Source organism: Lysinibacillus sp. RS11, assembly GCF_042019215.1.
Taxonomy (GTDB): domain Bacteria; phylum Bacillota; class Bacilli; order Bacillales_A; family Planococcaceae; genus Lysinibacillus; species Lysinibacillus xylanilyticus_A.
The window spans coordinates 1173436-1198037 of the sequence record NZ_CP168124.1; the positions used below are offsets into that span (position 1 = coordinate 1173436).

Consider the following 24602-nt stretch of genomic DNA (forward strand, 5'->3'; position numbering starts at 1 on the left):
ATGGCAGGAGATGTATTATCTCAATCCGAGATAGATGCGCTGCTTTCCGCAATATCAACAGGGGAAATGTCAGCAGACGACATAAAAAAAGAGGACGAAGGGCGCAAGGTTAAGGTATATGACTTTAAACGAGCACTGCGTTTCTCAAAAGATCAAATCCGAAGTTTGACCCGAATACATGAAAATTTTGCACGACTACTGACAACATTTTTTTCTGCACAGCTAAGGAGCTATGTGCAGATTACTGTTGCATCAGTGGACCAAATACCATTTGAAGAGTTTGTACGTTCGATTCCGAATATGACACTCATTAATGTATTTGAAGTACCACCATTGGATGGTAATATATTGATGGAAATAAATCCGAACATTGCCTACTCGATGTTAGATCGTTTAATGGGCGGTAGCGGGGCGAGTCATAGTAATGTGGATAACTTAACAGAAATTGAAACTAAGATTATGACGAACCTTTTTGAAAGGTCATTCGATAATTTACGCGAGGCGTGGGAAAATGTTGCGGAAATTGATCCGATTTTAGTAGAGCTTGAGGTCAACCCTCAATTTTTACAAATGATTTCACCCAATGAAACAGTTGTCGTTATTTCATTAAATACGATCATCGGTGAGACAAGCGGAATGATTAATATTTGTATTCCGCATGTTGTATTGGAGCCAATTGTTCCAAATCTTTCTGTTCGCTATTGGATGCAGACAAATACAAAAGAGATGTCCCCAGAGCAAACAAAAATGCTTGAAACACGTGTGAAACAAGCACAACTACCTCTTTCCGTTGAACTAGGTATTACAGACATTACCATTGAGGATTTCCTCACAATGCAAGTTGGGGATGTTGTTCAATTAGAACAAAAAATTGAAGACCCGTTACTATTAAAGGTAGGGACATTACCGAAATTCACAGTTCAACCAGGAAAACACGGTAAAAAATTAGCAATCCAGATTATCGACCCTTTGAAAGGAGGAGACGAAGATGAGTGATGAAATGCTCTCCAAAGAAGAAATTGAAGCGTTATTAAGGGGCGAGACGTTGGAAGATAAAAACAGCGACACTGAAGCTTCTACAAATGAAGAAATAAATGATTTACGAGTGGAGGATTATCTCGATTCGTTTGCCCAAGATGCATTAGGTGAAGTAGGAAATATATCTTTTGGTAGCTCTGCTACAGCACTTTCAGCGTTATTAGGTCAAAAAGTAGATATTACTACCCCAAGTATTTCAATGATTAACCGTAACAAATTAGAAGAGGAATTTCCTCATCCTTATGTAGCTGTACAAGTTGAATATACGATTGGCTTATCAGGTATGAATTTACTTGTTATTAAGCAATCCGATGCAGCGATTATTGCTGATTTAATGTTAGGTGGGGATGGCTTAAATCCGAAACCAGACCTAGGTGAAATTCAGCTAAGCGCTGTTCAAGAAGCTATGAATCAAATGATGGGTTCTGCGGCTACTTCAATGTCAACAGTATTCAATAAAAAAGTGGATATTTCTCCACCAACCATTGATTTAATGAATATTTCTCAAAATGAAGGGCGAGAAAATATTCCTGAAGATGATTTACTAGTAAAAGTATCCTTCAGATTGAAAATCGGAAATTTAATTGATTCAAATCTAATGCAGTTATTACCGCTTAAATTTAGTCAAAACATTGTAAAATCTCTATTAGGGGAAACAGAATCAATTGAGGAACCTGTAGCTGCAACTATAGCGCCTGAAGCACCAGTAGCGTCGCTTGTGCAACCACAAGCACCTGTAACATCAGCGCCGCCTGCACCGCCAGTTTATCAGCAGCAGGCAGCACCAGTACAGCAACCAATGTATCAAGAGCAACAACAAATTCCTCATGCAACAAGACCTGTTCAACCGGTCAATGTTCAACAGGCACAGTTTGCTAGTTTTGATACAAATGTTATCTCGCAACCTGAAGCTAGAAATTTAAATATGCTACTTGATATTCCATTGCAAGTTACTGTAGAGTTAGGACGTACAAAGCGTTCTGTAAAAGAGATTTTAGAACTATCTAGTGGTTCGATTATTGAACTAGATAAATTGGCTGGTGAACCGGTTGATATTTTAGTAAATAGTCGTTTAATCGCTAAAGGTGAAGTCGTTGTTATTGATGAAAACTTCGGTGTCCGCATTACGGATGTTTTAAGTCAAGCAGAGCGTTTAAATAATTTAAGATAGTTTCAATTGGAGGAGTTAACCATGTCAAAAAGAATTTTGATTGTAGACGACGCTGCATTCATGCGCATGATGATCAAGGATATTTTATCGAAAAATGGATTTGAAGTTGTTGGTGAGGCAGCTGATGGTTTACAGGCTGTTGAAAAGTACAACGAATTAAAGCCAGATTTAGTAACGATGGATATTACAATGCCTGAAATGGATGGTATTGCAGCTCTTAAAGCAATTAAGGGTTCAGATCCAAATGCAACTGTAATTATGTGTTCAGCTATGGGTCAACAAGCTATGGTAATCGATGCAATTCAAGCAGGTGCGAAAGACTTTATCGTTAAGCCTTTCCAAGCTGATCGTGTAATTGAAGCGATTCAAAAAGCTCTAGGATGATTGCATGCGAATGTTAAAATCATTTCGTCTAACGATGATTTTCGCATTTCTTGTATCCTTCCTGTTTTTGTACCCTACAACGACTTCAGTGTATGCAGACTCTAACACGAATAGTGTAAATGACTGCATAAATAAAGGAGATTGTACAGAAGATAAAGATCCAGCTGCTAAGCAAGATGATTTAAATCTAGAAGCAGCTGGAGACATATCTGCATGGGAATACATAAAAATGGTTTTGGCGCTTATTTTTGTTGTAGCTTTATTCTATGGATTGATGAAGTTTTTAAATAAAAGAAATTTAAACTTTCAACGTAATCAATTGGTACAAAATTTAGGCGGTTTATCGTTAGGTGCTCAAAAGTCGGTACAGCTATTACAAGTAGGTAAAACACTGTATTTAGTTGGGGTTGGTGAGGACGTACAGTTGTTACGTGAAATTACTGATCCTGATGAAATTGCATCACTATTAGCACTTTATAATGAACGACAAGAACTTGCAGCAACATCACCGTATATTGCAGAAGTATTTTCGAAGTTTAAGAGAAAAAATAATGAGAGTTCATCAACAAAGCAAAATCAAAACGCTTTTGGTGAACTATTTGAAAAGAAGATTTCCGAAATTAAACAGGAGCGAAGTGAAGAACTAGATAAATGGAAGCAAAAGGAGAACGATGATAAATGAATGATGTAATCAATACTTTTTCCAACAGCGATCCGACAAACGTCTCAACTTCTGTTAAGCTCCTTTTAATGTTGACTGTTCTATCACTAGCACCAAGTATTTTAATTTTAATGACATCGTTTACACGAATTGTTATTGTGCTATCGTTTGTTCGTACGGCATTGGCGACACAGCAAATGCCACCAAACCAGGTCATTGTAGGTCTTTCCTTGTTTTTAACTTTCTTTATTATGGCTCCAACATTTCAAGAGGTCAATAAAGAGGCATTACAGCCATTATTCTCTGAAGAAATTGGGCTTGAGGAAGCATATGATCGGGCAAGTGTACCATTTAAAGAGTTTATGAGTAAGCATACAAGGCAAAAGGACCTTGATTTGTTTTTAAAGTATAATCAGGCAGAAAAGCCAGCATCTGTAGAAGAAATTCCCCTTACAATGCTAGTACCTGCTTTCGCGTTGAGTGAGATTAAAACAGCGTTCCAAATTGGTTTTATGATTTTTATTCCATTCCTAGTAATCGATATGATTGTTGCAAGTACGCTAATGTCGATGGGGATGATGATGTTACCGCCGGTTATGATTTCATTGCCGTTTAAGATTTTATTATTTGTACTCGTTGATGGTTGGTACCTGGTGATAAAATCATTACTACAAAGTTTTTAGGGGATGATACAGTATGACAGGTGAATTGGTTATTTCAATTGCAGAGCGTGCCATTATGATTATCCTTCTAACAAGCGGTCCGCTACTATTAGTTGCTTTAATCGTTGGTTTAGTAGTAAGTATTTTTCAGGCAACAACTTCGATTCAAGAGCAAACGTTAGCATTCGTTCCAAAAATCATCGCTGTATTAGTAGCTATCGTATTTTTCGGTCCATGGATGTTATCACAGGTGACAAGCTATGCGAGAGACATTTTTGAGAATTTAACGCGTTATATAGGGTGAGTAGATGAATGAATTAATCCCGCATTTTACGGTTTTTTTATTAGTACTTGTGCGCGTTTCAGCTTTCTTTGTGAGTGTACCTTTATTCTCATACAGAACGATTCCGGCAAAAGTCAAAATAACTCTCGCAATAGTTTTAGCTTGGATGATGTATTATACAATTGACGTTGAACCATTTGTAGTTAATGGTGATTACATACTTTTAGTGGTGAAGGAAGCGCTCATTGGGCTGTTACTTGGTCTAATAGGCTACATCATCATGTCGGCAATTCAAATTGCCGGAAGCTTTATAGATTTTCAAATGGGGTTTGCCATTGCCAACATTATTGACCCGCAAACAGGTGCACAAAGTCCATTGATTGGACAATTTTTTAATACGCTAGCATTACTCTTTCTGCTAGCAATAGATGGACATCATATGATTCTCGATGGGATTTATTATAGTTATCAATTCTTACCGATGGATCAAGGATTCCCTAATTTCGCAAATGACGATTATATCGAGTTTATCATCACAACATTTACGGCTGTTTTTGCGATTGCCTTTCAAATGGCCGCTCCAGTCGTAGCAACTTTATTTTTAGTCGATTTGGCGCTAGGAATCACAGCGAAAACTGTACCACAATTAAATATTTTTGTTGTCGGTTTTCCTATTAAAATTGGTGTTAGTTTACTAGTGTTATTCACAATGATGGCTGTCATGGTTCAAGTTATTCAAAAACTTATTACAATTATGATTTATGCTATGCGTGATTTAATGGCTATTTTAGGTGGTGGGTAAGATGCTGCTACTGCTGGATTTAGATTTACAGTACTTTGCGGGAGAAAAAACGGAAAAGGCGACACCAAAAAAACGACAGGATGCTCGAAAAAAAGGTCAGGTTGTCAAAAGTCAGGATATATCCAGTGCGATTGTCATGCTTATGGTATTTATCTTTTTATTCTTCTTTGCAGGTTCACTGAGAGACGAACTCCTAGCTTTTTTCAGGCAAACTTTCATTCATAACATACGCGTAGAAACACTAACAATTGATAGTGTGATGCGCCTATTTACAGAAACATTAATGCAAATGGCTATTATTATTGTACCAATTATGGCAATTGCATTTGTTGGAGCATTGGCAGGTAACTTTCTACAGTTTGGCTTTCTATTTACATTAGAGCCGATGAAGTTTGATTTGAAAAAGATGGACCCGATTAAAGGGTTAAAAAAAATATTTTCTGTTAAAGCCATTGTAGAGCTTTTAAAGTCAGTATTAAAGATTGGCTTTATCGGTGGTGTTACAACAATTATTATATGGACAAATTTGCCGGAGGTTTTGGCGTTATCCTTTAAAAGTCCATGGATGACGCTAATTACAGTGGGTAAGCTTGTTGGTATTATGGGAATTGCAGCTTCCCTCGTTTTACTTTGTGTATCCTTTCTAGACTGGGTGTACCAAAAACTTGAATACGAAAAAAATCTTAAAATGTCGAAGCAAGACATTAAAGATGAATATAAAAATAGTGAGGGTGACCCGCTGATTAAATCGAAAATCAAACAACGCCAACGTGAAATGGCGATGCGTCGTATGATGTCTGAGATTCCAAGCGCTGATGTTGTCATAACAAACCCTACTCACTACGCGATTGCCCTCAAGTATGATGAGGAAAGTATGGAAGCCCCACGCGTCGTTGCGAAGGGGACAGACTTTATCGCTCAAAAAATTAAACTGATTGCCAAAGAAAATGATGTGATTATGGTTGAAAATAGACCATTAGCACGAGCAATGTACGATCAAGTAGAAATTGGCGATCAGGTACCAGATGAGTTTTTCAAAGCAGTAGCAGAAATACTCGCTTATGTTTATCGAATTAAGCGGAAAATTTAAAGCTTTTAGTAGGAGGGACACAAATGAAAGTTCGCGATATAGGGGTTTTAGGTGCGGTTATTTTAATCGTTGCGATGCTCATCATCCCTCTTCCTCCGTGGATGTTAAGTTTCTTAATCGTCATTAATATTACACTAGGAATAATAGTACTGTTAACAGCAATGAGTATGAAGGAAGCGTTAGATTTTTCTATTTTCCCTTCAGTTATTTTACTGTTAACCTTGTTCCGACTCGGACTGAGCGTTTCCACAACACGTGCTATTTTAGCGACTGGAGATGCTGGTTCTGTTGTTGAAACCTTTGGTGATTTCGTAGTCGGCGGGAATGTTCTTGTTGGTTTAGTTGTATTCTTAATTCTTGTGTTAATTCAGTTTATCGTTATTACTAAAGGGGCGGAACGTGTAGCAGAAGTAGCAGCACGTTTCACTCTTGATGCGATGCCGGGTAAACAAATGAGTATTGATGCTGACTTAAATGCAGGAGTTATTTCTGAGCGAGAAGCACGTGAACGACGCGACAAAGTAGCGGGTGAAGCGGACTTCTACGGAGCAATGGATGGTGCCACGAAATTCGTAAAAGGGGATGCCATTGCCTCAATGGTCATGGTTATTATCAACTTATTATTTGGGATCATCATCGGGGTTGTGCAGATGGATCTTCCATTTGCAGAAGCAGCAACTCATTTTTCTAAATTAACAGTTGGGGACGGTATTGTATCACAAATTCCTGCATTATTGATTTCCACAGCGACAGGGATTGTTGTAACACGTGCATCCTCTAAAGGGAGTCTTGGTGAGGATATTACAGGACAGTTATTTGCCCAAGCAAAACTGCTATATGTAGCGGGTGGCACAATACTTTTACTTGGATTCTTTACACCTATACCTCTCTGGGTAACACTTCCAATTGGTGTTTCACTAGTTGCTGGTGCTTATATGATGGAACGTAAGAAACCAGAGGATGCAGAAGAATTACTTGAAATTGAGGAAGAAGTGGCAACAGACGGCATGAAGAGCCCTGAAAATGTTGTGAATTTATTAAATGTGGACCCAATCGAGTTTGAATTTGGCTATGGCTTAATACCATTAGTAGATGCTGCTCAAGGTGGCGATTTATTAGATCGCGTCATCATGATACGTCGACAATTAGCATTAGAATTAGGGATTGTAATACCGGTTGTACGTATTCGTGACAATATTCAATTACAACCAAATGAATATCGAATTAAAATAAAAGGTAACGAAATGGCGCGTGGTGAACTTCTCCTTGATCATTATTTAGCAATGAGTCCGGGAGACGATGATTCTATCGAGGGTATTGACACAGTTGAACCGTCATTTGGACTACCTGCTAAGTGGATTACTGAGCAAGTTAAAGAGGATGCCGAAATGTTCGGCTATACAGTTGTTGATCCACCGAGCGTTGTATCAACCCACTTAACGGAAATGATTCGTGCAAATGCTTATGAATTACTCGGTCGTCAAGAGACGAAGCAGCTAATCGATCATTTACGTGAAACACATCCGATTTTAGTCGAAGAATTGACACCTACACCATTATCAACAGGTGAAATTCAAAAAGTACTGGGTAAACTTTTACGTGAAAATGTCTCAGTCCGAAATCTACCAATTATTTTTGAGACGCTAGCAGACTATGCAAAGTTAACGAGCGATACCGATATATTAACCGAGTACGTACGCCAATCATTGGCACGTCAGATTACTTCTCAATACGTAGGGGACAGCTCGTCATTGAAGGTCATAACTGTTTCGGGTAAAGTAGAGAAAATGATTGCTGATAGTATTCAGCAAACTGATCACGGAAATTACTTAGCGATGGATCCACAAGATTCTCAAACGGTCTTGGAAACCATTGCTGCAGAAGTAGAGCGCGTTTCCTTTATGGAACAATCTGCTATTATCTTATGCTCGCCTGCAGTTCGTATGTATTTACGTCAACTAACGGAGCGTTATTTCCCGCAAATTCCAGTTCTTTCATACAATGAACTTGATGCTTCGGTTGAAATTCAAAGTGTTGGGGTGGTGAATGTTGAATGAAAATGAAAAAATATTATGCATCCTCCATACCAGAAGCGATGAAGCTTGTGCGTGCGGAATTAGGTGAGGACGCTGTCATTTTGAATTCAAAAGTTGTGGTCACTAAAAAATTTTTTGGAATGATTAAAAAGAAAAGTTTTGAGGTTGTTGCAGGGATCGATTCAATGGAGCCAAGTAATACGGCTCCAGCACCTGCAGCTTTACCTATAACAAAAACTAATAAAGAAGATGCTAGGTTACTAGAGATTACGAATGCTGTTCAATCCAAAATACCCCAGCCACAGCACCCTGCAGTCTTACATGAGGAAAGTGGCATTTCTGAAGAATTGAGGAAGGAAATTACAGATCTTAAGGCTTTAATGCAGTCCATGCATAAGAAGACCACACAAGCTCAATATCCCGATGAACTCTTACCCTTCATTGAATACTTAAGACAGCAGGAGCTAAATGAAGAGCTCATCACAACGATTGGTGATGAGCTTTTTATGCATTTCAAAGAAGCATCAGAAATCAATTTCTCACAATGTAAGATGATTACGAAAAATTTAATGCGCAAAGAGCTTGAGAATCTTCCGGTCGGAGGCTTATCCTACGAAAAAAAATATATTAATGTTTTAGGTCCGACAGGTGTCGGAAAGACCACGACAATTGCGAAAATGGCAGCTAGAGCCGTTTTAGAGAAAAAGAAAAAAATAGGCTTTATTACGACCGATACTTATCGGATTGCCGCAATTGAGCAATTAAAAACGTATGCCGGACTATTGCAGGCACCTGTCGAAATTGCCTATAACGCTACTGATTTTGAACAAGCAATCCAACGATTGTCCCATTTAGATCTAGTGTTTATAGATACAGCGGGCCGCAATTATAAAGAAGTTAAATATGTAGATGATCTACAGCGTCTCATAAAATTTGATGATCAAGCCGAATCCTTCTTAGTACTTGCGATGACGACAAAAGAAAAGGACATGGCAAACATTGTAGATCAATTTAAGCAATTACCAATTGAAAAATTTATTTTTACTAAGATTGATGAAACAAATTCTATTGGCACAATGATTAATTTAATGATTAAATATAATAAAGGACTTGCTTACTACACGAATGGTCAAGAAGTACCAGAGGATATTGAAGAAGCTGATTTAGAAGTAGTATTAAATTTAATTTTCCAAGGTGAAGAAAAATGAGAGACCAAGCTGAAACATTACGTTTAAAAATGTTGGGACAGCAGGGTGAATTAGGTAGAGCAATAGCAGTTGTAAGCGGCAAAGGTGGGGTCGGTAAAAGTAACTTCACAATAAATTTTGCCACTACATTGGCTAATAAAGGGAAAAAAGTTCTAATCGTTGATATGGATATTGGTATGGGGAATATCAATATTTTAATTGGGAAAAATGTTTCTAATAGTTTGAAAGATTACTTGGATGGGAATAAGGTTCTAGACGATGTAATTTTTGAAGGCCCTTATGGTTTAAAATATATTGCAGGTGGATCTGGTTTGTCGAGTGTCCTCGAGTGGTCAGAAGCGATGTTTGAACGACTTGTTTATGGATTTGAACAGTTTCAAAAAAACTTCGATTATATCTTATTTGATATGGGGGCAGGAGCTACTAGTTGGTCATTAGATTTACTAGCCTCAATAAATGAAATCATTGTTGTATCAACCGCAGAGCCGACCTCTATTACAGATGCATATTCGATGATGAAATACATTCATTTACGAGATGCGGACAAGCAATTTTATATACTCTGTAACCGTGCTTTTAGCAAGGAAGAAGGAATAGAAACCACTGAACGACTAAGGCTTACGATGAAACGTTTTTTGGAAAAAGAGGTTACTGTGTTGGGTTCATTACCTGAAGATTCTGTTGTGCGTAAGGCTGTGCGTGAGCAAGTACCTTTTTCACTTGCTTATCCCGACGCACTTATTTCAAAGACACTTCAACTTATAGTGGCGCGTTTTATAGAACATCGTGCGGAGCAAGTTCATGCACATGATCAGTCAGCGGGTAAATTCTTAACTAAATTAAGAAGTATTTTTTCGAAAGGACGTGATTAATTGGACTTTTTACATAAAAGCAAGCTATTAGTTGTTGATGATTCTGCTTTTATGAGAAAGCTAATTAGTGACTTTTTTGTTGGCAACTCGAAGGTTGAAGTAGTTGGAACGGCTCGAAATGGGAAAGATGCGATAAAAAAAATTCAAACATTGAAGCCAACAGTTGTGACAATGGATATTGAGATGCCTGAAATGAATGGGCTTGATGCTTTAAAAGAAATTATGGCTATATGTCCAGTACCTATTGTTATGCTTTCTAGTACAACTCAACGTGGGGCTGAAAATGCTTTAACAGCAATTGAATTTGGGGCAGTAGATTTTGTCGCGAAACCTAGCGGAACAATTTCTCTTGATTTACATAAAATCCAAACTGAGCTTGTCCACAAAGTTGAACAAGCAGCATTGGTACCTATTTCAAAATTAAAGAAACCTTTTGGTAGTAAAAAACAACAAGAACAGGCATTAAATGCGAGTACCATTAGAAGAGAATCACTTAGTGAAAGTAGGATGACTCCTCCTGTCCATGTTTCTCCGACAAGGACAGAACTATCGAAGCCACATGTGGAATGGAGTAAAGTGAGTAAGAAAATTGTGCTGATTGGTACGTCTACTGGTGGACCAAGAGCACTGCAGGAAGTAATTACAAAGATTCCTAAATCAATTCAAGCACCCATTTTAATTGTCCAGCATATGCCAGCAGGATTTACAAAATCTCTTGCTACTCGTCTAGATCAATTGAGTGAGATTACCGTAAAGGAAGCTGAGCAAGGAGATATTCTCCAAATTGGAGTGGCGTATATTGCACCAGGTGGGTATCATTTAAAACTTAGAAAAGTAGGTACCTCCTTTGGCATAGTCCTTGATAATAATGAACCACCTAAATCTGGACATCGCCCTTCTGTAGATGTGATGTTCGAAGATGTAAGCCAAATTAAAGATTTTGATAAAGTGGCAGTTATTATGACAGGTATGGGTCATGACGGCTCAAATGGGCTAAAAGCACTGAAGAGTTCTGGGAATGTGATTGCTATCGCAGAATCAGCTGAAACTTGTATAGTGTATGGTATGCCAAAAGCAGCAGTGGAAACGCAGCTTGTCGATGAAGTTGCAGATGTAGATGATATTGCACAAACAATAATGAAATATTTGCCTTAAAAGGGGTGTCCTCTTATGGAAGTCAATCAATATTTAGAGATGTTTATCGAAGAAAGTAAAGACCATTTACAAGCATGTAGTGAACATTTATTAGAACTAGAAAAAAATCCAGATGATCTGGCGATTGTTGGAGAAATTTTCCGCTCTGCACATACATTAAAAGGTATGTCTGCGACAATGGGCTTTGAAGATTTAGCGGATTTAACTCATAAAATGGAAAACGTGTTAGATGCAATCCGAAACGAGAAAATCCATGTAACTCCTGAAATTTTAGATGTTGTCTTTGAGTCTGTGGACCATCTAGAAGAAATGGTAATGGACATTGCGAATGGCGGTGATGGAAAACGTGATGTATCCTCAACTGTAGCGCAGTTAAAGCGTATTGAATTAGGCGAGTACGCGATTCCTGAAGTAGTAGCAACTACTGAGACACCAGTTACTGCTGTAGCTAGTGTATTAGAGTATGACAGCTTTGAAGAAACAGTTATTACACAATCTGCTGAACAAGGTTTCAATGCATTTGAAATATCAGTGCGATTACGTGAGGACTGTCTGTTAAAAGCAGCGCGTGTATTCATGGTGTTTGAGATTTTAGAAAAAGTTGGGGATGTTATTAAATCAAATCCATCTGTAGAAAAGCTTGAAGACGAACAGTTCGACCAACAATTTTACATAGCTTTCGTAACTAAAGAATCTGCTGAAGATATACAGAAAAAGATTATGAAAGTTTCAGAAGTTGAAGAAGTGACTGTCGCATCTATTGAGACAACAGTTACTGCTGTAGCAAGTGTTTTAGAGTATGACAGCTTTGAAGAAACAGTTATTGCACAATCTGCTGAACAAGGTTTCAATGCATTTGAAATTTCAGTGAGACTACGTGAAGACTGTCTGTTAAAAGCGGCACGTGTATTTATGGTGTTTGAAATCTTAGAAAAAGATGGGGATGTTATTAAATCAAATCCATCTGTAGATAAGCTTGAAGATGAGCAGTTCGATCAACAATTTTATGTAGCTTTCGTGACAAAAGAATCTGCTGAAGATATGCAGAAAAAGATTATGAAAGTTTCAGAAGTCGAAGAAGTGATTGTCGCTACGCTCGAACAAAAGCAATTTAGTGAAAAAGAACAAGCAATTCAAGAAGTAACAGCTACAGCAACGATAGAACCGGAGGCTAAACCTGTTACTACACCTGCAAACAATATACCAGCACCTAAACCTGCAAAGGCAGAAGCTCCTGCTAAGGCGGATAAAAGTCATGCGCCTGTTGGTAATAAAACAATTCGTGTTAATATCGAGCGTCTTGATATTTTAATGAACTTATTTGAAGAGCTTGTGATAGATCGAGGGCGACTACAGTCTATTGCAACTGAGGTTAATCACGGTGAGTTAAATGAAACTGTAGAGCGTATGAGCCGCGTCATGGGTGACTTACAAACAATTATTTTAACGATGCGTATGGTTCCAGTTGAAACAGTATTCAACCGCTTCCCGAAAATGATCCGTCAGTTATCTCGTGATCTTAATAAGAAAATTAACCTGGAAATTATCGGTGCCGAAACAGAGCTAGATCGTACGGTAATCGATGAAATTGGAGATCCACTTGTTCATTTAATCCGTAACTCTGTCGACCATGGTATTGAAAATCCTACAGCTCGCCTTGCGAAAGGAAAGCCAGAAGAAGGAACGGTTGTACTACGTGCTTATCATAGCGGTAACTATGTCTTTATTGAAATTGAAGACGATGGAGCCGGTATTAACCGTGAAAAAGTACTAGCGAAAGCTATTTCTAAAGGTATTGTTACACAAGAACAATCATACTCAATGTCAGATAAGCAAATTAATGAGCTTATTTTGGCTTCTGGATTCTCAACAGCAGATGTTATTTCTGATGTATCAGGCCGAGGCGTAGGATTAGACGTTGTTAAAACAACAATAGAATCATTGGGTGGAAATATTTCCATTGAATCTACACAAGATGTAGGCTCAATATTCTCGATTCAATTACCACTGACATTATCGATTATTTCTGTCATGCTAGTAGAAATCGAAAAAGAGATTTATGCAATTCCACTTTCATCAATTATTGAAACTTCCATTATCCGTTCGTCAGAAATTATGAATGCGCATAATCAAAAAGTAATCGATTTCCGTGGCAAAGTAGTACCACTAGTATTCTTAGAAGAAATCTTTGAGGTACCTCGCAAAGAACCTCAGGTTGACGAATTCCATTCAGTGGTCATCGTTCGAAAAGGTGAGAAGCTTGCTGGTTTAGTAGTGGATTCATTCATTGGTCAACAAGAAATTGTTCTGAAATCATTAGGAAATTACTTAACGAATATCTTTGCAATTTCAGGTGCAACAATTTTAGGTAATGGGAAAGTAGCCTTAATTGTGGATTGTAACGCACTTATTAAATAAGGTGAATGAATAAGAGAGGTGTAAATAATGACAAACGCAGTGGAACAAGAAAGTATTAAAGTGATTGTTTTTCAATTAGCAGATAAAGAATATGCGATTCCTGTATCACATGTACAAGGGATTGAAAAACTAATGCATATTACGCGTGTACCGAAAACAGCGAAATTTGTAAAAGGTGTTATTAACCTACGCGGTGTCGTAACACCAATTGTGGACTTACGTGAACGATTTGAGTTACCGATCTCCGAGCATGAAGAAACAACTCGTATCATTATTATTTCATTAGAGGATATGGAAGTAGGCTTCGTAGTAGATTCTGCAAATGATGTGTTAGACATACCTGCAAACTCAATTGAACCACAACCAGAAGTAGTTGGTTCACTCGAAGAAGAGTTTATTTCAGGCGTAGCTAAAATAGACAAACGTTTATTAATTTTATTACATTTAGAGAAAGTACTAAATCCACTAAAGTAGGGGTCGATAATGATATTTAATCAAAAAATTACATCACTACATTTAGACGTATTGAAAGAAATTGGAAATATTGGTGCTGCGCATGCTGCTACAGCACTTTCCAATTTACTTGGTAAAAAAATTGATATGCGAGTACCAAAGGTTGAAATGGTGTCATTTAATGACATGATGGAGCTTGCTGGAGGATCTGAAAATGTCGTAGTTGGAATCTATCTACGCATTGAAGGTGATGCTGAAGGTAGTATGTTTTTTATCCTGCCAATTGAACAAGCAAATCGTTTTATCCGTCGTCTCATATACGATGAATCATTCGATTTTAAAAAACAACCTGTTTCAGAGTTAGGTTTATCAGCTATGCAGGAAATGGGTAATATTTTATCTGGCTCTTATTTATCAGCGTTATCTGACTTTACAAATTTAAAAATTTATCCGACAGTGCCAGGGCTAAGTGTTGATATGTTTGGTGCTATTATTAGTATTGGTTTGATTGAATTATCACATATTAGCGATAATGTAATCGTAATAAACACATCCATTTTTGAAGACGGTGCAGAGGACCAAGAAACAGTAAAAGGACATTTTTTCTTATTACCAGACCCAGATTCATTTGATGCTATTTTTAAAGCATTAGGAGTTTCATAGATGATGTTGAATAATAGTAATGGACAAGTGATAAAAGTTGGAATTGCACAAATGGATGTAGTAAAGTTACCAAACACGATAAGAACATCAGGTCTTGGATCTTGTGTAGGTGTTATTTTATATGATGAGTCAAAAAAAATTGCTGGTTTAATACATGTAATGTTGCCAGATTCGAGTTTAGGTAGACAAGAGTCAATAAATGTGGCTAAATTTGCTGACACAAGCGTTGCGGCAATGATTGACCTATTAAAGTTAGAGGGCGTTCAAAAATTTAAGCTAAAAGCAAAAATTGCGGGTGGTGCGCAGATGTTTCAATTTACTTCTGACAAAGATTCAATGCGTATCGGTCCGCGTAATGTAGAAGCGGTAAAGTTTGAGTTAAAACGCCATGGAATTCCTTTAGTTGCCGAAGACACGGGTGGTAATAGTGGGAGAACAATTGAATTTTCTCCTGCGACGTCGACATTACATATTCGAACGGTTAACCAAGGAGTGAGTGAAATATAATGTTTGGTTCTATTTTTTATAACCTATGGGGTGCGTTAGTTGCCTTTTCTCTCTATTTTTTTAGTACATTTCAAAAACCTTTTACACCATTACGTATTATCATAGGATCATTTGTAGCGGGAATAATTATGTTTTTTGTCATGTATATTGTAAGGTTTTTAATTGCCTACGTGTTATTCACACCAGAGGGCGATGAAGAAGTCGTTGAAGGTGAGCTAGAAGAAAACGAATCTGTCAATCCCGGGGAAGATCAAGAAACACCGACGGCTAACTCAACTGTTGAGTTTCAGGATGAAAGCTCAGATGAAATTGCCCAGGTTGTACGAACGATGATGAATCGTGAGGATGAACAGCAAATAAATGCATAAATATAGGAGTCGCGAATAGCGGCTCTTTTTTTGTGAAAGTAACTTATCTGTGGAAAACTAAGGGCGAAGTTTTCGTCTTGGCTAAAGAGCTAGTCCTGATCCTCATTTAAAACTAGACGAATTTTGGCTATAACCAAACAAAAATATGGCCGACAAATAAATTTAAAGAATATGTGATAGAGTAGGAGAAACAAATGAAATTAAAGTCGATTCTTGTTATAATATAGGAAAGAAGGGCGATGTTTTATGTTAGATGCTTACGGCTAACATCGCTCTGTTGCCCCTATCGAATGAACAGAATTTTGGCAGGAAAAAGAACAATAAAAACATATTTCTTTCAGAGGTAATCGTAGTCAATGGCAAACAGGCGCGTAAATGCGTTTTTCTTAAGAGAGGTGGATTACATGACACAACCAATTCTGAACGATGAACAAAAGCTGTGGAATCGTTGGATACATGAGCGCGATCCAGATGCTGGTGATATGCTTATAAAAAAATATATTTCTCTAGTATCATATCATGTACAGCGCATTGGTGCGGGTTTACCAAAAAGTGTATCTCGAGACGATTTAACGAGCTTAGGCATGGTAGGTCTTTTTGATGCATTAAATAAATTTGATATTAATAGAGACTTGAAATTTGATACATATGCTTCTTTTAGAGTAAGAGGCGCAATTATTGATGGTTTACGTAAGGAAGATTGGTTGCCACGTTCCGCACGTGAGAAGGCAAAAAAGTTAGATGCGCAGATTGAACAGTTAGAACAAAAATATATGCGTCATGTAACACCTGAGGAACTTGCGGAACATATGACTTTACCTGTTGAGGAAGTTTACCAAACTGTACAGGAACATTTCTTTTCAAATGTTCTTTCCATTAATGAGCAACAAGATCAAGATGAAACGGATGGAAAGTCATTTGTTATACGTGATGATACGACTGAGACCCCTGAACAAGCGATCGTTAAGTCAGAATTACTGGAGGACTTAGCTGAAAATATCCAAAAGCTAAATGATAAAGAGCAGTTGGTGCTTAGTTTATTTTATACAGAAGAATTAACATTAACAGAAATTGGGGAAATGCTTGAACTATCTACGTCACGTATTTCACAAATCCACTCTAAGGCACTATTAAAGTTACGAAAATTATTATCTACCGAAATGATTAATGCGTAATAATCTTATATATCTACTATTGAAGGAGGAAGTCTAATGAGTTTAAAGGGTGTCGAACTACAAATAGCTATTCCGAAAACATTTGAAGCTGGGAAAATGGCAGATCAGGCACATCAACAAACTTTGGCTCAGCAAGCACATGCAAATGAAGCGTTAAAAAAAGAAATTGAACGCAAGCAAAAAGTTGTGAATACTTCTGAGGGTATGGATGAGATTGGTGAAGATGAAGAAGCGGGTGTCGAGTATATAAAAGGTACTCGAAAAAAGAAAAAAAATAATAACGAAGAGCCGAAAAAACAGGTTCAACATCCGTTTAAGGGTAATTTCGTGGATTTTAGTGGATAGGAGTTTACAATGACAACCATACTAATTGCGGTTCTATTTTTTTTACAATTACTTTCATTTTATTTCCTCATCATTTTAAATACAAAACTAGCAAAATTTAAAGATTTAGAAAAAAAGCAAGAACGTTTAATGCGTGAAATGGATGATACTATAAGTGTCTATTTGGCTGAAATGAAAGATGAAAACGATCGCCTAATTCAAGAGTTGCAAGGAGTTTCAATGTCTGCAACGAAATCGGATGCTGTTAAACAGGTAGAGCAGATTGCGAGACAAAAGGAGCAGGAGCAAACCCCTTCGCTGACAAAAGAAGAAAGCACAGTAGAGGGTTCTAATAGTGTAGATCATGAACCGCGTTTTTATGTGCCAAAAAATATCGTAGCCAATGCTTATTCACGCCAGCAACAACCTGGAGTTAAGACTGAAGCAAAGGTTGTACATGCAGCCGAACAACTAAATGAAGCAAGACGAAAAGACGAAGTAAAGCCATTAACAATAGAACAACAAGCTATTGAATTAGCAAAACAAGGTAAAACATCAGAAGAAATTGCAAAGCAACTTCAAAGAGGAAAAACAGAAATCGAGCTATTATTGAAGTTTCATAACTAAAACAGTTGCGAATGGGATAAAGCTATGATATAGTTGCAAATGGTGTTATTAATACACACGCATTTTGATGTAGTAAGTGGTGCTCTAAGCTTAGGGTAGCTTGTTGCAAGTGATAAATGCGGAGGATAAAAACCAAACATACTAGGAGGAAATACACATGTCAGTAATTTCTATGAAACAATTACTTGAAGCTGGTGTACATTTCGGTCACCAAACTCGTCGTTGGAACCCAAAAATGAAGAAATATATCTTCGTTGAGCGTAACGGGATCTACATCATCGACTTACAAAAAACTGTTAAAAAATTAGAGGAAGCTTATGACTTCATGCGTCAAGTTGGTCAAGACGGTGGTAAAGTTCTTTTCGTTGGTACGAAAAAACAAGCACAAGAAGCGATCAAAGATGAAGCTGAACGTTCAGGCAACTACTACATCAACCAACGTTGGTTAGGTGGTACTCTTACAAACTTCGGTACAATTCAAAAACGTGTTGCACGTATGAAAGCAATCGAAAAAATGGAAGAAGATGGAACTTTCGAAGTTTTACCTAAAAAAGAAGTAATCCAACTTAAAAAAGAACACGAACGTCTAATCAAATTCTTAGGCGGTATCCGTGATATGCACGCTCTTCCAGACGTAATGTTCGTTGTTGACCCACGTAAAGAACGTATTGCTGTTGCAGAAGCTATTAAATTAAACATCCCTCTAGTAGGTATTGTTGATACAAACTGTGATCCAGATGAAATCGACTACGTAATTCCTGCTAATGATGATGCTATTCGCGCTGTTAAACTTTTAACTGCTAAAATGGCTGACGCTTTAATCGAGTCAAAACAAGGTGAAGAGGAAGCTCCAGCTGTAGAAGCTGCTGCTGAGTAATTCACGTTTACAAAAAGGTGATAAGTGGCTCAGGACCCTTATCACCTTTTTTAGAACCTATCACTAAAATTTGTACAACCAATTTGAGGAGGAAACACTAAATGGCAAACATTACTGCACAATTAGTAAAAGAATTACGCGAAAAAACTGGCGCTGGAATGATGGATTGTAAAAAAGCGCTAGTACAAACTGATGGCGATATTGATGCTGCGATCGATTTCCTACGTGAAAAAGGTCTTTCTTCAGCTGCTAAAAAAGCTGACCGTATCGCTGCAGAAGGTACAACTTACATTTTAGAACAAGGTAACGAAGCAATCATCCTAGAAGTAAATGCTGAAACGGACTTCGTTTCTAAAAACGATAAATTCCAAGTATTAGTTGCTTCATTAGCTGAGCAATTACTTGCTGCTAAACCTGCAACAGTTGAAGCTGCATTAGAGATTGCAAATGCTGAAGGTGTAAAAGTTGTTGACCAAATTTCATCAGCAATTGCAACAATCGGTGAAAAAATCACTCTTCGTCGTTTCGAAGTGAAAACAAAAACTGATGCAGATGCATTCGGTTCTTACTTACACATGGGCGGTCGCATCGGTGTATTAGTTACTTTAGAAGGTTCTACAGATGCATCAGCTGCTAAAGATGTTGCTATGCACATCGCAGCTATTAACCCAACTTATGTTTCTCGTGATGAAGTTTCTGCTGAAGAAGTTGAACGTGAGCGTAAAGTATTAACTGAACAAGCACTTAACGAAGGTAAACCAGAAAATATCGTAGCGAAAATGGTTGAAGGACGTCTTGGTAAATATTTCGAAGATGTTTGCTTACTTGACCAATCATTCGTTAAAAACTCAGACCAAAAAGTACGTGACTTCGTTGCTTCAACTGGTGGTTCAGTAAATGGCTTCGTACGTTACGCAGTAGGTGAAGGTATCGAAAAACGTGAAGATAACTTCGCTGAAGAAGTAATGAGCCAAGTTAAAGGTAACTAATTTAGCTTGCATTTGATCCTAATCAAATAATATCTAGATTTTCTAGACTAAAAATGGGGAACACAACATAGCGTGTTCCCTATTTTTCCGAAATGAGCAAAAAAAGATATCATTGGTTCATCCACCAAAAGTTGTGGATGACATTTTATAAAACGTATTCTATGTATGTTGATTGAAGTGGAGGCTGGACATTCCCAGGAATCGCCCAGTCGGAACGGAAATCAACCACACGTTATGGTGATGAGCCATATAATTTCCTATTTTGCCTTATTCACAACTAGCAATTATTGTTATATATATTATAATGGAAAAGGGAATAGAGATGTTTTAAATAAAGTCTGATGGAGGTTTACAATGAGTGTGCCACAATATAAACGAGTAGTTATAAAATTAAGTGGTGAAGCGTTAGCTGGAGAGGCGGGCTTCGGTTTATCACCAAAAATAATCAAGGCTGTTGCAGAAGAAGTGAAAGAAGTAGTAGATCTTGATGTAGAAGTTGCTGTTGTTGTTGGTGGCGGTAACATATGGCGTGGAAAAATTGGTAGCGAAATGGGCATGGATCGTGCAGCAGCCGATTATATGGGTATGCTAGCAACAGTTATGAACTCCTTAGCGTTACAAGATGCTCTTGAAAAATTAGGGATTGAAACACGTGTACAATCTTCCATCGTGATGACACAAGTAGCAGAGCCTTACATTCGTCGTAAAGCAGTTCGTCATCTAGAGAAAAAACGAGTTGTAATTTTTGCGGCAGGTACAGGTAACCCGTTCTTCTCTACTGATACTACTGCAGCATTACGAGCAGCAGAAATCGACGCAGATGCAATTTTAATGGCAAAAAATAATGTAGATGGTGTTTATTCTGCAGATCCAAAGGTAGACACAACTGCCATTAAATACGATACACTCACATATTTAGACGTTATTCAACAAGGTTTACAAGTAATGGATTCTACAGCTTCAACTTTATGTATGGATAACGATATTCCGTTAATTGTCTTCTCGATTACGGAACCAGGTAATATTAAACGTGCCGTACAAGGTGAAAAAATTGGAACTGTTGTTAGGAGGAATGCATAATGGCTAAACAAATTTTAGAACAAACTAAAGAAAAAATGAACAAAACAATCGCTGCTTTCACACGTGAATTATCTTCAATCCGTGCAGGGCGTGCAAATGCATCGCTATTAGATCGCATTTCAGTTGAATATTATGGTGCACCAACACCAATTAATCAGCTTGCAGGTGTTTCGGTACCAGAAGCGCGTTTATTAGTTATTGCACCTTACGATAAAACGATTTTAGGTGAAATTGAAAAAGCAATTATGAAATCAGATATTGGTATTACACCAACAAACGATGGTTCTGTCATTCGTTTAATGATTCCTGCTTTAACAGAAGAACGTCGTAAAGATCTTGTGAAGCAAGTGAAAAAAGAAGCAGAAGATGCAAAAATCGCTGTACGTAACGTTCGTCGCGATGCCAATGATGATCTGAAAAAACTTGAAAAAGCTGGCGAAATCACAGAAGATGATCTACGTGGCTACGGTGAAGATATTCAAAAATTAACGGATGATTTCATTGTAAAGGTAGACCAAGTAACGAAAGACAAAGAAAAAGAAATTCTAGAAGTGTAAAAAACTCAATTTGCATGTCTATGATGGAACTTTTTAATGAGATGAAGGCGTCCTATAAATAACAGGACGTCTTTTCTCTTTACTGTTAAATTATTATGTAACAGAATATATTTAGTTTTAATGAAAATAACCTATCATCTATTTTTGCTTAGGATTTAAGAGGAACTGTTTTTAACGCGATTTGAGGAAAATGCCTCGGAATAAGTCTTCTTAGATGGTGTGATACAATTAACGGACTTCTTTACAGGCTTTTCTTTATAAATTTGTTGTTCTAAAATAAGATAGTTCATACATAGTCAATTTAGAGAGAAAAAAAAGACAAAAAGCGCTTTTGTTTGTTATGATAGGTTAGAATACGTCCGATTAGTTGTAGTGGGGGAGTTAGCATGTTTAAAAAGCTATTAGGTAAACAAATAAAAATGGATACACTATCATTGGAGGAACGTGTTGCCCATGCTAAAAACGAGCCGATTCCTGCCCATGTAGCGATTATTATGGACGGAAATGGACGTTGGGCGAAGAAACGTGCCATGCCACGTGTTGCTGGACACCATGAAGGTATGAAGACGGTACGAAAGGTAACTAGATTTGCATCAGATCTAGGTATTAAAGTTTTAACGGTGTACGCGTTCTCTACGGAGAATTGGAAACGACCAAAAACAGAGGTCGATTTTCTAATGCGTTTACCTGTTGAATTTTTAGGTTCCTTTTTACCTGAAATGATGGAACGCAATGTACGTGTTGAAATGATCGGCGATTCATCTTTGTTGCCTGCGCATACACAAAAAGCATTGTATGAGGCGATGGAGGAAACGAAGCATAATACAGGATTAATTTTAAATTTTGCTTTGAATTATGGGAGTCGTTCAGAAATGGTTGGCGCCATGAAAACAATGCTTCAAAAAGTGCAAGACGGTCAATTAACGATGGAAGACATAACAGAAGAATGCTTGACATCTCATTTAATGACGGCCCATCTGCCAGAGCCAGATTTGTTAATTCGTACAAGTGGTGAAGTACGATTAAGCAACTTTATGTTATGGCAGCTCGCTTATACAGAATTTTGGTTTACAAATACATTGTGGCCAGATTTTAGTGAGGAAAACTTACTGGAAGCGGTGGAAAACTATCAGAAACGTAATCGCCGTTACGGTGGGCTGAAGGGAGAAGAAACAACTTGAAACAACGAATTATCACAGCAATAATTGCAGGAGCGCTATTTATTCCATTCGTTATTTATGGAAAAGTGCCATTTACACTACTTGTACTTGCAATGGCTGTTGTTGGCTTTTATGAAATACTAAAAATGAAAGGTATTTCACTTTTTTCAGTGCCTGGCTTTTTAGGGCTACTAACATTAATATTGCTTGTTATACCAAAGGACTGGTCTAGTGAAATCGTAGAGGCAATTGGCTATTCGTCCACGCTAATGGTTGTTTATGGACTTATGATGTTATTGCTCATATACGTAGTCCTTGTGAAAAATAAAATAACATTTGATGAAGTTGCTTTTATTTTATTAGGTGCGTTTTATGTTGGCTTAGGCTTTCATTATTTAAATGAAACAAGAAATGTCGGTCTTGAATATGTTGTCTACTGTTTGCTAGTTGTTTGGACAACTGACTCAGGCGCATACTTTGTAGGAAGAAAGCTAGGTAAAAATAAGCTATGGCCTGAAATTTCACCTAAGAAAACCGTAGAGGGCTTTGTAGGTGGGATTGTCATTGCGGTGATCTTTGCTATCGGAATGCAAGCAATTTATCCATTTATGAATAGTTATGTTTCACTTATTTTCGTGACAATCTTTGCCTCAATTATTGGTCAAATGGGCGATTTAGTGGAATCAGCTATAAAGCGTCATTTTGACGTCAAGGATTCAGGTAATATTTTGCCTGGGCATGGTGGTATTTTAGACCGTTTTGATAGTCTATTATTCGTTGTGCCATTACTACATTTTTTACATCTTTTCGGTAACTAAGAACAATAGACGCATTACTCTATATCGTACATTTTTATTTGCTTAGATAGAAAAAGGGGACAATTTGTCGTGAAAAAAATAAGTTTACTTGGTGCAACTGGTTCAATCGGTTGGCAAACCTATGATATTTTAAAAGAACAACGTGAAGCCTTTCATTTAGTGGCCTTTTCTTCTGGAAAAAACATCGATAAAACTCGTGAAATGATCGAAACTTTGAAGCCTGAGCTAGTATCTGTTCAATTAGAGGAAGATGCACTTACGCTCGCTAAGGAATATCCACAAGTCCATTTTACGTTTGGAGCAAAAGGACTAGTAGAGGTGGCTACACACCCTGATTCAACGGTGCTTGTAAACGCTGTTCTTGGGAGTGTTGGTCTAGAATCGACATTAGGCGCAATTCGTATGGGCAAAACCATTGCAATTGCCAATAAAGAGACACTTGTCACTGCTGGACATTTAGTAATGGCGGAGGCAAAGAAATATAATGCTACAATTTTGCCGGTTGATAGTGAGCATTCCGCAATTTTCCAATCGATGAATGGTGAGAATCCGAAAAATATTGAACGTTTAATCATTACAGCTTCTGGTGGTAGTTTCCGTGACAAAACACGTGAGGAATTGAAGCATGTAACAGTTGCAGATGCACTAAATCACCCGAACTGGTCAATGGGTGCGAAAATAACGATAGATTCAGCTACAATGATGAATAAAGGGCTAGAAGTCATTGAAGCACATGTCTTATTCGATATGCCATATGATAAAATTGATGTACTTTTGCATAGAGAAAGTATTATTCACTCCTTAGTTGAGTATCATGATACTAGTGTCATTGCACAGCTAGGTACACCGGACATGCGTGTACCTATTCAATATGCCTTAAGCTACCCAAATCGTATGCCGCTACATAACGGACAACGACTTAATTTAGCACAAATTGGTCAGTTACATTTTAAAGAAATGGATTTTGAACGTTATCCAGCATTGCGTTTAGCTTATGAGGCTGGGCGTACAGGCGGCACAATTTTAACGGCGATGAATGCGGCGAATGAAGCGGCAGTTGCAGCATTTTTACAAGGGCACATAACATTCCTTGAAATTGACGAAACGATTGAGCGTGTAATGCAGGCACATAACAACATATTAGTGCCAGATTTGCAAACAATTTTACATGTAGATGGTGAAACAAGAAAAACAGTGTTAGACATGGTAAAATAACGAGAGAAG

General features: G+C 37.6%; 27 protein-coding genes. All 27 read left to right on the forward strand.

Annotated elements, in window-relative coordinates; translation table 11 throughout:
• Nucleotides 1–996 (forward strand): flagellar motor switch protein FliM, encoded by a 996-nt coding sequence (gene fliM / locus AB9L17_RS05715; protein ID WP_368635455.1) that lies wholly within the window; start codon nt 1–3, stop codon nt 994–996.
• On the forward strand, nt 989–2209 hold the full coding sequence (fliY, locus tag AB9L17_RS05720; RefSeq protein ID WP_068983144.1) for a flagellar motor switch phosphatase FliY: 1221 nt from the start codon (nt 989–991) through the stop codon (nt 2207–2209). The genes fliM and fliY overlap by 8 nt, the downstream gene beginning before the upstream one ends.
• A 21-nt stretch (nt 2210–2230) precedes the next feature.
• Nucleotides 2231–2593, forward strand: a complete 363-nt coding sequence (locus AB9L17_RS05725) for a response regulator (RefSeq protein WP_049668450.1) — start codon at nt 2231–2233, stop codon at nt 2591–2593.
• Nucleotides 2594–2603: 10 nt separating this feature from the next.
• Nucleotides 2604–3275: a flagellar biosynthetic protein FliO gene (locus AB9L17_RS05730; RefSeq protein ID WP_223552605.1), complete on the forward strand. Its 672-nt coding sequence runs from the start codon at nt 2604–2606 to the stop codon at nt 3273–3275.
• The gene (fliP, locus tag AB9L17_RS05735) at nt 3272–3937 is read left to right on the forward strand and encodes a flagellar type III secretion system pore protein FliP (RefSeq protein WP_068983142.1); all 666 of its coding nucleotides are present in this window, start codon (nt 3272–3274) and stop codon (nt 3935–3937) included. The genes AB9L17_RS05730 and fliP overlap by 4 nt, the downstream gene beginning before the upstream one ends.
• Before the next feature lie 13 nt (nt 3938–3950).
• The gene (fliQ, locus tag AB9L17_RS05740) at nt 3951–4220 is read left to right on the forward strand and encodes a flagellar biosynthesis protein FliQ (RefSeq protein WP_068983141.1); all 270 of its coding nucleotides are present in this window, start codon (nt 3951–3953) and stop codon (nt 4218–4220) included.
• A gap of 4 nt (nt 4221–4224) precedes the next feature.
• Nucleotides 4225–5001, forward strand: a complete 777-nt coding sequence (gene fliR, locus AB9L17_RS05745; RefSeq protein WP_068983140.1) for a flagellar biosynthetic protein FliR — start codon at nt 4225–4227, stop codon at nt 4999–5001.
• Between the two features lies 1 nt (nt 5002).
• Complete coding sequence (gene flhB / locus AB9L17_RS05750; RefSeq protein ID WP_223552606.1) at nt 5003–6091, forward strand: flagellar biosynthesis protein FlhB; 1089 nt, start codon at nt 5003–5005, stop codon at nt 6089–6091.
• Nucleotides 6092–6114: 23 nt separating this feature from the next.
• Nucleotides 6115–8148 carry a flagellar biosynthesis protein FlhA gene (gene flhA, locus AB9L17_RS05755; RefSeq protein WP_374963498.1) on the forward strand — a complete coding sequence of 678 codons (2034 nt, stop codon included), beginning with the start codon at nt 6115–6117 and terminating at the stop codon, nt 8146–8148.
• Complete coding sequence (gene flhF / locus AB9L17_RS05760) at nt 8145–9335, forward strand: flagellar biosynthesis protein FlhF (RefSeq protein ID WP_223552607.1); 1191 nt, start codon at nt 8145–8147, stop codon at nt 9333–9335. The genes flhA and flhF overlap by 4 nt, the downstream gene beginning before the upstream one ends.
• Nucleotides 9332–10207, forward strand: coding sequence for a MinD/ParA family protein (locus AB9L17_RS05765; protein WP_223552608.1), 876 nt, complete (start codon nt 9332–9334; stop codon nt 10205–10207). The genes flhF and AB9L17_RS05765 overlap by 4 nt, the downstream gene beginning before the upstream one ends.
• On the forward strand, nt 10208–11362 hold the full coding sequence (locus AB9L17_RS05770; RefSeq protein WP_375200190.1) for a protein-glutamate methylesterase/protein-glutamine glutaminase: 1155 nt from the start codon (nt 10208–10210) through the stop codon (nt 11360–11362).
• Nucleotides 11363–11377: 15 nt separating this feature from the next.
• Entirely contained in the window at nt 11378–13780 is a 2403-nt protein-coding gene (locus AB9L17_RS05775; RefSeq protein ID WP_375200191.1) for a chemotaxis protein CheW, read from the forward strand.
• A 27-nt stretch (nt 13781–13807) separates the two neighbouring features.
• On the forward strand, nt 13808–14254 hold the full coding sequence (locus AB9L17_RS05780; protein ID WP_068983135.1) for a chemotaxis protein CheW: 447 nt from the start codon (nt 13808–13810) through the stop codon (nt 14252–14254).
• A 9-nt stretch (nt 14255–14263) separates the two neighbouring features.
• On the forward strand, nt 14264–14896 hold the full coding sequence (locus AB9L17_RS05785; protein WP_068983134.1) for a chemotaxis protein CheC: 633 nt from the start codon (nt 14264–14266) through the stop codon (nt 14894–14896).
• Complete coding sequence (locus AB9L17_RS05790) at nt 14897–15403, forward strand: chemotaxis protein CheD (protein WP_175401658.1); 507 nt, start codon at nt 14897–14899, stop codon at nt 15401–15403. It begins immediately after the preceding gene.
• Complete coding sequence (locus tag AB9L17_RS05795) at nt 15403–15771, forward strand: hypothetical protein (protein ID WP_223552610.1); 369 nt, start codon at nt 15403–15405, stop codon at nt 15769–15771. Before AB9L17_RS05790 ends, AB9L17_RS05795 begins: the two co-directional genes overlap by 1 nt.
• Nucleotides 15772–16175: 404 nt before the next feature.
• Nucleotides 16176–16946 (forward strand): FliA/WhiG family RNA polymerase sigma factor, encoded by a 771-nt coding sequence (locus AB9L17_RS05800; RefSeq protein WP_068983132.1) that lies wholly within the window; start codon nt 16176–16178, stop codon nt 16944–16946.
• Nucleotides 16947–16982: 36 nt separating this feature from the next.
• Nucleotides 16983–17291: an RNA polymerase subunit sigma gene (locus AB9L17_RS05805; protein WP_068983131.1), complete on the forward strand. Its 309-nt coding sequence runs from the start codon at nt 16983–16985 to the stop codon at nt 17289–17291.
• Nucleotides 17292–17300: 9 nt separating this feature from the next.
• Nucleotides 17301–17897: a hypothetical protein gene (locus AB9L17_RS05810; protein ID WP_375200192.1), complete on the forward strand. Its 597-nt coding sequence runs from the start codon at nt 17301–17303 to the stop codon at nt 17895–17897.
• 157 nt (nt 17898–18054) lie between these two features.
• Entirely contained in the window at nt 18055–18774 is a 720-nt protein-coding gene (gene rpsB / locus AB9L17_RS05815) for a 30S ribosomal protein S2 (protein WP_049668466.1), read from the forward strand.
• A 101-nt stretch (nt 18775–18875) separates the two neighbouring features.
• Entirely contained in the window at nt 18876–19763 is an 888-nt protein-coding gene (gene tsf / locus AB9L17_RS05820) for a translation elongation factor Ts (RefSeq protein WP_068983129.1), read from the forward strand.
• Nucleotides 19764–20117: 354 nt separating this feature from the next.
• Nucleotides 20118–20843 carry a UMP kinase gene (pyrH, locus tag AB9L17_RS05825; RefSeq protein WP_223552612.1) on the forward strand — a complete coding sequence of 242 codons (726 nt, stop codon included), beginning with the start codon at nt 20118–20120 and terminating at the stop codon, nt 20841–20843.
• On the forward strand, nt 20843–21400 hold the full coding sequence (gene frr / locus AB9L17_RS05830) for a ribosome recycling factor (RefSeq protein ID WP_223552614.1): 558 nt from the start codon (nt 20843–20845) through the stop codon (nt 21398–21400). The genes pyrH and frr overlap by 1 nt, the downstream gene beginning before the upstream one ends.
• Before the next feature lie 386 nt (nt 21401–21786).
• Nucleotides 21787–22581: an isoprenyl transferase gene (locus tag AB9L17_RS05835; protein ID WP_068983126.1), complete on the forward strand. Its 795-nt coding sequence runs from the start codon at nt 21787–21789 to the stop codon at nt 22579–22581.
• Nucleotides 22578–23378: a phosphatidate cytidylyltransferase gene (locus AB9L17_RS05840; RefSeq protein WP_068983125.1), complete on the forward strand. Its 801-nt coding sequence runs from the start codon at nt 22578–22580 to the stop codon at nt 23376–23378. The genes AB9L17_RS05835 and AB9L17_RS05840 overlap by 4 nt, the downstream gene beginning before the upstream one ends.
• A gap of 69 nt (nt 23379–23447) precedes the next feature.
• A complete protein-coding gene (gene dxr, locus AB9L17_RS05845) occupies nt 23448–24593 on the forward strand; it encodes a 1-deoxy-D-xylulose-5-phosphate reductoisomerase (RefSeq protein WP_375200193.1) in 1146 nt (381 codons plus the stop codon).
• Nucleotides 24594–24602 lie beyond the last annotated feature (9 nt).